Below are 7,098 nucleotides of genomic sequence, written 5' to 3' on the forward strand. Positions count from 1 at the left end.
GCAGTCCACCCGGGCCAGGATATCGAGTATGTGGTCGTCGACGACGAGAAATCCTCGCGAGATCGGGTCGCCCTCTCCCACGAAGCGATCGAGACCTACGACGCTTCGTACTACGAAACGCAGCTGGTCAGAGCGGTCGAGAGCGTGCTCTCACCGGCTCGGGTGGGACCGAACCGATATTCGTCGAGAGCTCTCCGGTGAGAGGGACGCCGTTTTGAGCTTGTACGGGGCCACCAACGAACTGTCGTAGTGGACCCCACCCCCCTGGTTTCCGTCGTTTCGATCCAACCCCACGTTTCCGACGTAATTTTCGACCCCCCTCGTTTCCGTCGTTTCCTCACGCCCCACCCCGGATTTCCGTCGTCCGTACCCTCTCAGTAGTAGGGGGTCACTACTCGCGAGTCCAGTCCTGCATCCGGCTGTCCTCGAGGATCGTTTCGCGGACGACTTGGGGATCTTCGATGAGTCGGTTCTGGAGGTGGATGCCGCCCGCACTCCCCTTGTTGATCTTCTCGATTTCGACAACCCCGAGGAAGGCCTGCTCTTTCAGGATGTCGCGGAAGCGACGGACGGAGAGGATATCCATATCGAGATGGTTGCAGATGCGTTCGTACTGGTCGTACACCCGGCTCGTGAGGAACGCATCGTCGTTGCTGTTGACACTCAGTTCCGTGAGCGCCAGCAACGCCGCCTTCGCCTGGGTGGGTGCGCCGTTCACGAGTTCTCTGAACCGGTCCTTTTCGGCGTGTTGCTGTGCCTGGCGGACGTGTTCCTCCGTCACTTGCTCTGCTCCGGCCTCGTAGGCGACCTCCCCGGCGTGGCGAAGTATGTCGATCGCCTTCCGAGCATCGCCGTGTTCCTGCGCGGCGAAGGCCGCCGAGAGCGGAATCACGTCCTCGGAAAGGACGCCGTCCTGGAAGGCGTCCTCGCGGTTGAACATGATCTCCCGGAGCTGGTTGGCGTCGTATGGCTTGAAGAACAGCTCCTTGTGCTGGAAGCTGCTTTTCACGCGCTCGTTCACGTTGTCGACGTACTGGATCTTGTTGCTGATCGCGATGACGCCGACGCTACAGTCGATTTTCCCCGCCTCCTCAGCGCGCGAGAGCTTCATCAGCACGCTGTCGTCGTTCATCAAGTCGATCTCATCGAGGATGATGATCACAGAATCGAATTGAGCGTCGAGCGTCTTCCAGAGGAGTTTGTAGTATTTCGAAGTACTGAGACCGGTATGAGGGACGGAGATTCCAGTCGAAGATTCATCGTTCAGCTTCGCGGCAAGTGAGGAGATTGCCTGGGTCTCGGTATTGTCTTCAGCACAGTCAATATATGCGATTCCAATCTCGACGCCATCCTGAGCGGCATTTTGAGCTCGTTGGCAGAGGTGTTTTGAAACGAGAGATTTACCCGTCCCAGTTTTCCCGTAGATCATCACGTTTTCCGGAGAGTACCCGTGGACAGCACCGTTGAGACGTTTCGCGAGTTTTGAGATTTCCTCGTCGCGACCGACGATCCGGTCAGCCTCCGGCACGTGGCCGATTTTCAGGAGATCCTTGTTCGCGAAGATACGATGCCCGGATTCAAAGAGTGGATCGTCGACAGAACTGGGTGAAGAGTCGGGCGTCATTGAATATCACACGGTGTGAGCGGGGGGAGTATAAATCTAGTGGAGAACGCCACCCCACGTTTCCGACGTTCCTTGTCCGATATCAGCGGGAAAATGCCGTAATTCGGCGGAATTGGATTGCTGACAATATAGCCGCGTTTCCGACGTGAGATAGGAAACCCGTAGACGGAAGCGTCGCCTCGATGTCGAATCCCGAACCCACACACCCCACGTTTCCGTCGTAATCACTGAACAGGTGGGGAGGGGACTCGAAGAAGACGTCCACGACAAGATTCCAAAGACGAGAGCGGCCTAGCCGTCCAAAGTTGGCCGTCTATAGAAGCAGCTGGAAAGGATTGTTTCATCTGAGGGGCCGAAGTACACTTAGTGAGCGTTTCTCAGCTATACTACTTTAATCTATGTGTTCCAAAAGTTGGTTCATCTCTAGATTGGTTCTAGGTCAACAGAATTAGTAACTGCATACTACTAATCGTAGCCTCTCCCTACGCCGTCGTGGAGAAACGACGGAAACGCGGGGGGTGTGGTCCCTTCGAAATCAGCCGCACCCCCTCCACCCACATCCCGTTACGACGGAAACGTGGGGTGGGTGTCCTCCCTCATCGAGTTTTACTCGTCCGGGTTGACCGGGCCCTTGTACTGAGAACGAATCTTCTCTCCCTCTCGCCACTGCCAGTAGTAGTAGCGATTGTCGTTGATCTCCTTGATCGTGATCGTCGCTTTGGCAGGGACGTCGTCCGGGAGATCATCTGGTCGCTCTTCGACCTCTTCTTGATCTGGCGACTCCTCGAGACGGGCCTCTCGTTCCTTGTGCTCAGCGAGCGCCTCAGCGTACGTCGCAACGTCTCGGAGCTGCTCCGGGTTTGATTCGTTGAGCGTGTTGACGATCTCCGTCGGGAGGTTCGCCGGTGGGGTCGGGGGTTCGTAGGACATCGGCTGCTCTCGTGTTAACCAACACGACCCGCGAATCCATAGTTTTGTTGGTTAAGTCGGTGGAGGCGACAACCATGCCTGCTGATTGTAACACTACTCGAAACTTCTTTATATGCACGTTTCGTACTATGTTACACCGTGCTCCGGCGCATCGAACTCGAGGTCCTCGCCACGGTCGACCGCGGCGACACGATCTCCGAACTCGCGACGAAACTCGACCACAGCGAGAGTTATCTCTCTCGTGCCGTCGGTGCCCTCGTCGAGAAGGGTCTCGTCTACACGGAACGCGACGGCCGTCGAAAACGAGTCGTCCCGTCGGATGCTCGCGCCGTCGAACTCTATCGGGACCTCGTCCGCCAGCACTCCCACATCGAGTTCCCCGAACTGCTGACCGGCAAGGCACTCGAGGTGCTGTACTACCTCGACCAGCCGCGAACCGTCTCCGAAATCGCCGACCGGAGCGACAACTACCGCAACACGGTCAACCGCGTCCTCAAGCGGTTTCGCGACCGCGGGCTCGTCGGGACGGACGACGGCCACTACGAGTTCAACGCCGAATTCGACCGCCTCCACGAGTTCGCCCGTGAACTCGCACATCATCTACATCGCCAGCGCCTCGAAGCCGTCGCCCCGAAGGGCACGATTCTCTGGGAGGACTACGACGAATTCCTCGCCCAGGCCGAGACGGAGATCGACGCGGAGGCGTTCCACGAAACCGGCCTTGCTCGGTTCGCAGCCTTCGACCTCCAGTTCCTGCTCACCGGACATCGATACTACGTCTACTCCGAGGAGATCGACGCCGTCTCGCCGGCGGAGCTGTGTTGTCACACGCTGTTGATCGACGACGGAAGCCGCCACCGCTCGTACTGTCTCCTTCTCCTCAGCCACGTCGACGTCGACGAGGCGGACCTCCGAGAGCAGGCGGCGAAGTATGGCCTCGAAGACGAAGTCGACGCCTTGGTTCGCTACCTCGAGACGCACGGTGAGGTCGACGATGCCCGGCTCCCGGCGTGGGACGAGTTCCAGGAGCTGGCTGCTGACTACGAGGTGCCAGTACCACAATGAGACCAACATTCGAACGTGAGTACATCGAGAACGAATTCCAGCGCATCGGGGACGGGCTATCTGAACCGCTGACCGTCTACCTGATCGGTGGTGGCGCGATGTCGTTACGCGACCTCAAGGGGGCGACGAAAGATATCGACCTGGTCGTCCCGGATGGCGACGCGTACGGCCAGCTGTGGGCCGTCCTGATGGACCTCGGGTATGCGGAGGTCCAGTCGCTGGATCCAGATTACCGGGCGCTGGGGGCGACGAGCTGCGTCGAGAACGATGATGGATGTCGCCTCGATATCTTCAACCAGCAAGTCGCGAACAAGCTCGTGCTCACTGACGGGATGCAAGAGCGCAGCGAGCCGTTCCTCGACACGGACCGACTGACGGTCCGGTTGGTCAGCAACGAGGATATCTTCCTGTTCAAGGCGATCGCAGGCCGCGACGACGACATCGAGGACATGAATATGCTCGTGCAGGCTGGCCTCGATTACGACGTCGTCCGGGATGAACTCGAAGCCCAGATCGAACGCCTGGGTGACGATCAGTTCGCCACGTTCGCGAACGAGGCCCTAGTCGAACTCGAGGAGCGGTATCGGGTGACCACGCCGATCGAGGGCCGCGTCCAGGAGCTCACGAATAGGTACTACCGGGGGCTCGAAGTCCTCCAAGCAATTGACGAACCGATGCCCGTCGACGAACTGGCCGCTGAACTGGAGCTAGATTTCGACGAAGTTCACGACCGGCTCGCGTATCTCTCAACGTTCGACCGGGTCCGTCGGGATGGCGACACAGTCCGTCCCGTGGAGTAGTCCGGTCACGACTACGGGGAAGGAAGGCGGCCGTCTGGTCGGGGAACGCGGCCCCGTTTGATCTCGTGATCGACGCGACGCAGGTGCTTGCAGCCGCCTTCGGGTGAACGCTGTTGCCAGTCGGGACAGGTACACGATTCGTCGATGACGTCGACTTCGTACCTGTTGCCGGACGCGGACTGCACCTCGTAGCGGCCACCTTTCGAGAGGAGTGAGACGTCCATCGCTTCGGCGACGGCACGCTTCGTGCGGGGCTCGAGATCGTCCTGTGACTCTGCGTTCTCGTCGACGACCAGTCGGTCGCGAACGTCGCCCGTTCGGCCACCGTCGGGAGCGACGGCTTCCGCAGGGCCACTGAGCCGCTCGTGGAGCACTTCCTCCACCGGATGGCCTTCCGACACAGGTAGTGGACCTCACGGCGCTCGCGATGGTCGTAGGAGCCGCACGCCGCTGCGCTCCCGGTCCACACTCGCCAGGCACCGAGCGCGGCCATCACGTCGACGATGTCACGGGGAACCGTCTGGTGGTCGTCCGGGAAGAACACCCGGAAGCGGGTACACGCCTCCTGTGGTGGCACTGTTTCCCACCAGTCTTCGCTGGAGCCCCAGCTGTCGAACATCGCCTCGTCGCTCCCGTAGCCGACGGTCACGCCGTCGATCGGCGTCCAGTCTGCTGGGAGGTGTTCCGACTCGCCTTCAAGCACCCGGAGAACGGCGTATCGGAGGTACTCGTGGGCTTGGTTGTCTGTCGTTCGAGCGACCTGGTCGTGTTGCTTGGCAACGTGCTCGGCTTCCTCAAGGACCGTCGTGAGATAGGCGTCAGTCATTATTCGACGGAGGTCAGAATGCGCCTCCGCCCCTCGGCGGGCGCAAAAAACTTAACCAACAGAGTGATGGATTCCTCCCGCTCTGTTGGTTAATTGAGTGAGGACGGGGATTCGTCCTCCAGAACGTCGATGAGTTCTTCTACCGTTCGACTAATCCGTCCAAGGCGCTCGCGAACGACCTCGGGATCGTCCCACTCCCACGCAGCGAGGTAGAACGCTGAACCGCTGGTGTCGAGCCCGCAGTAGCGCCCGACGACGTACGCGACGGCTTCGGCCTCGACTTCACGTTTCGCTCGCTCGATGTCGTCGTCGACGTCGAAGTGAAGTAGGGCGTGGGCGTACTCGTGAATCAGCGTCCGCGCGAGGTCGGCCTCGTTCTCTCGATCACGTACCTCAATGAGGGGCTGGACGTCGACGAGGCTCACCTGCTCGCAGATGCCCTTTGCCTCGCCGTGCGTCCACTCCTCGGCTGGAACGATCCGCACCGTCACGCCGAGGTCGTCAGCGGCGACAGTCAGCTGGTCGACGAGGTCGCCAGCGTCCCCGGTTGCTTCCGTGTCCAGATCGGGAAGCGGCTCGCCCTCGGTTTGAGAGACGTCGAACACCGGCGCAGGCTTAAACCCCACCAGGCCCTCGGACCATTCCTCGGGTGGCGTCTCGTCGTACTCACAGTCACTGTTCTCGTGGTAGCTCGGCGAGTTCTCACACTCTGGACACTGCTTCGTGATGATCGGCGCCCAGATCCAGATGGCTGACTCGCCCTCCGTGACGTGGCGGTCGAACTCCTCTTGCCACGTCCGGTAGCCCGCCACCCGGCTCGCTTCTGGATACTGGCGCTTGATGAGGAGCGTATTCCGGTAGGAGTAGTCGTGGAAGCGACTCTGGACGTCGAGCCACTCCTGGAACTCTTCGCTGGCCTGCGCGTCGTCGACGCCGGCGACGAGGTCGTCGATCCACTGTTCGATAGTGCTGTTCATCTCGTCGGATCGTGTGTCGGTCTCCTCGAAGGAAACCGACGAGTCACTAGTCGTAGCCATCGTGGTCACCAAATCGAGTAGTCCGCGACTGCGTCAGTTCAGGGCGCGCCGCACCCCTCCGGGGCGCACAAAAAACACACCCTCGTAATTCCGTTTAAGTCGGGACGGCTATCAGGGAATGGTGTTAATAATCGGGCGTACCTCAGCCGAGCTAAGATGGGCTTCTTGAGTACACTCCGCAGAGCCGTCGATGGTGATTCATCGACCCTGTGGGAGTGCCGAAACTGTGGGGAGACACTCTCAGAGGACACCGATAAGTGTCCAAGCTGCGGTGCTGAGGATGTCGCCTGCTACGAATTCTAATTATCGAAGCGCGGATCTCTCCTCAGCGAAGCCAACCGTGACGAGATACTCAAGGAAGTCGTCGAAGCGTTCGACGTCGCTGGGCGTGTCGGTCGCGAGGTGCCGCGCCCACTCGATGGCCCACCGAAAGGCGGGATCCGTTCCGCCCTTGCCGTGTAGATACCACCAGCGAGCCGCTTTGAGAACCACTATGGGATTCGTCGGCGGCTGCTCACCGGCGAGCCCACGGGTGATAGACTCGATTTCGTCGGGGACATCGGCGGGATTGACCTCCTCTGATTGCGTGTTTGCGATATCGACTGGGATGTCGTCGATCGAGACGTTGTCGGGACTCTGTTATTGACTCACAGGCAGTCACCTCTGAGAGCTTTCGAAGGAGCCCTCGCCCTCTCAGGGGGCACGAAAAACAGGGGCGAAGTCACGCCGGCGGGAGGTAGACGCTCTGCTCGCCGGCGATAGATCTGGAGCAGGTCATAGTGGTATAGTCAATATTTGACATATTTCAATAACCTT

At 59.8% G+C, this 7,098-nt stretch carries 6 protein-coding genes and 2 pseudogenes; 3 read left to right on the top strand and 5 right to left on the bottom strand.

All coding sequences use genetic code 11. The features are described from left to right. Positions 1-201 (top strand): annotated as a pseudogene (locus J07HQW2_RS19425) (hypothetical protein); the annotation flags it as partial. A gap of 190 nt (positions 202-391) precedes the next feature. On the opposite strand, the gene orc4 reads toward J07HQW2_RS19425, so the two are convergent. Both orc4 and J07HQW2_RS16505 read right to left on the bottom strand, forming a co-directional pair. Further along, the gene (gene orc4, locus J07HQW2_RS16500) at positions 392-1,624 is read right to left on the bottom strand and encodes a DNA replication protein Orc4 (RefSeq protein WP_021056837.1); all 1,233 of its coding nucleotides are present in this window, start codon (positions 1,622-1,624) and stop codon (positions 392-394) included. 606 nt (positions 1,625-2,230) lie between these two features. Then, positions 2,231-2,554 carry a DUF6788 family protein gene (locus J07HQW2_RS16505; protein WP_021056838.1) on the bottom strand — a complete coding sequence of 108 codons (324 nt, stop codon included), beginning with the start codon at positions 2,552-2,554 and terminating at the stop codon, positions 2,231-2,233. A gap of 138 nt (positions 2,555-2,692) precedes the next feature. Here J07HQW2_RS16505 and J07HQW2_RS19430 point away from each other — a divergent pair, with 138 nt between their 5' ends. Both J07HQW2_RS19430 and J07HQW2_RS16520 read left to right on the top strand, forming a co-directional pair. Further along, complete coding sequence (locus tag J07HQW2_RS19430; protein ID WP_021056839.1) at positions 2,693-3,619, top strand: MarR family transcriptional regulator; 927 nt, start codon at positions 2,693-2,695, stop codon at positions 3,617-3,619. Then, positions 3,616-4,419 carry a DUF6036 family nucleotidyltransferase gene (locus J07HQW2_RS16520; RefSeq protein ID WP_021056840.1) on the top strand — a complete coding sequence of 268 codons (804 nt, stop codon included), beginning with the start codon at positions 3,616-3,618 and terminating at the stop codon, positions 4,417-4,419. The genes J07HQW2_RS19430 and J07HQW2_RS16520 overlap by 4 nt, the downstream gene beginning before the upstream one ends. Positions 4,420-4,430: 11 nt before the next feature. Here J07HQW2_RS16520 and J07HQW2_RS16525 read toward each other — a convergent pair. The 3 genes and pseudogenes from J07HQW2_RS16525 to J07HQW2_RS16535 all read right to left on the bottom strand — a co-directional run bounded on the left by J07HQW2_RS16525 (position 4,431) and on the right by J07HQW2_RS16535 (position 6,900). After that, a pseudogene (locus tag J07HQW2_RS16525) lies at positions 4,431-5,245 on the bottom strand (hypothetical protein). An 89-nt stretch (positions 5,246-5,334) separates the two neighbouring features. Next, entirely contained in the window at positions 5,335-6,282 is a 948-nt protein-coding gene (locus J07HQW2_RS16530; protein ID WP_021056842.1) for an ArdC-like ssDNA-binding domain-containing protein, read from the bottom strand. A 303-nt stretch (positions 6,283-6,585) separates the two neighbouring features. Further along, positions 6,586-6,900 carry a DUF8013 domain-containing protein gene (locus J07HQW2_RS16535; RefSeq protein ID WP_303704348.1) on the bottom strand — a complete coding sequence of 105 codons (315 nt, stop codon included), beginning with the start codon at positions 6,898-6,900 and terminating at the stop codon, positions 6,586-6,588. Positions 6,901-7,098 lie beyond the last annotated feature (198 nt).

This window comes from Haloquadratum walsbyi J07HQW2 (genome assembly GCF_000415985.1).
GTDB classification, from domain to species: domain Archaea; phylum Halobacteriota; class Halobacteria; order Halobacteriales; family Haloferacaceae; genus Haloquadratum; species Haloquadratum walsbyi_B.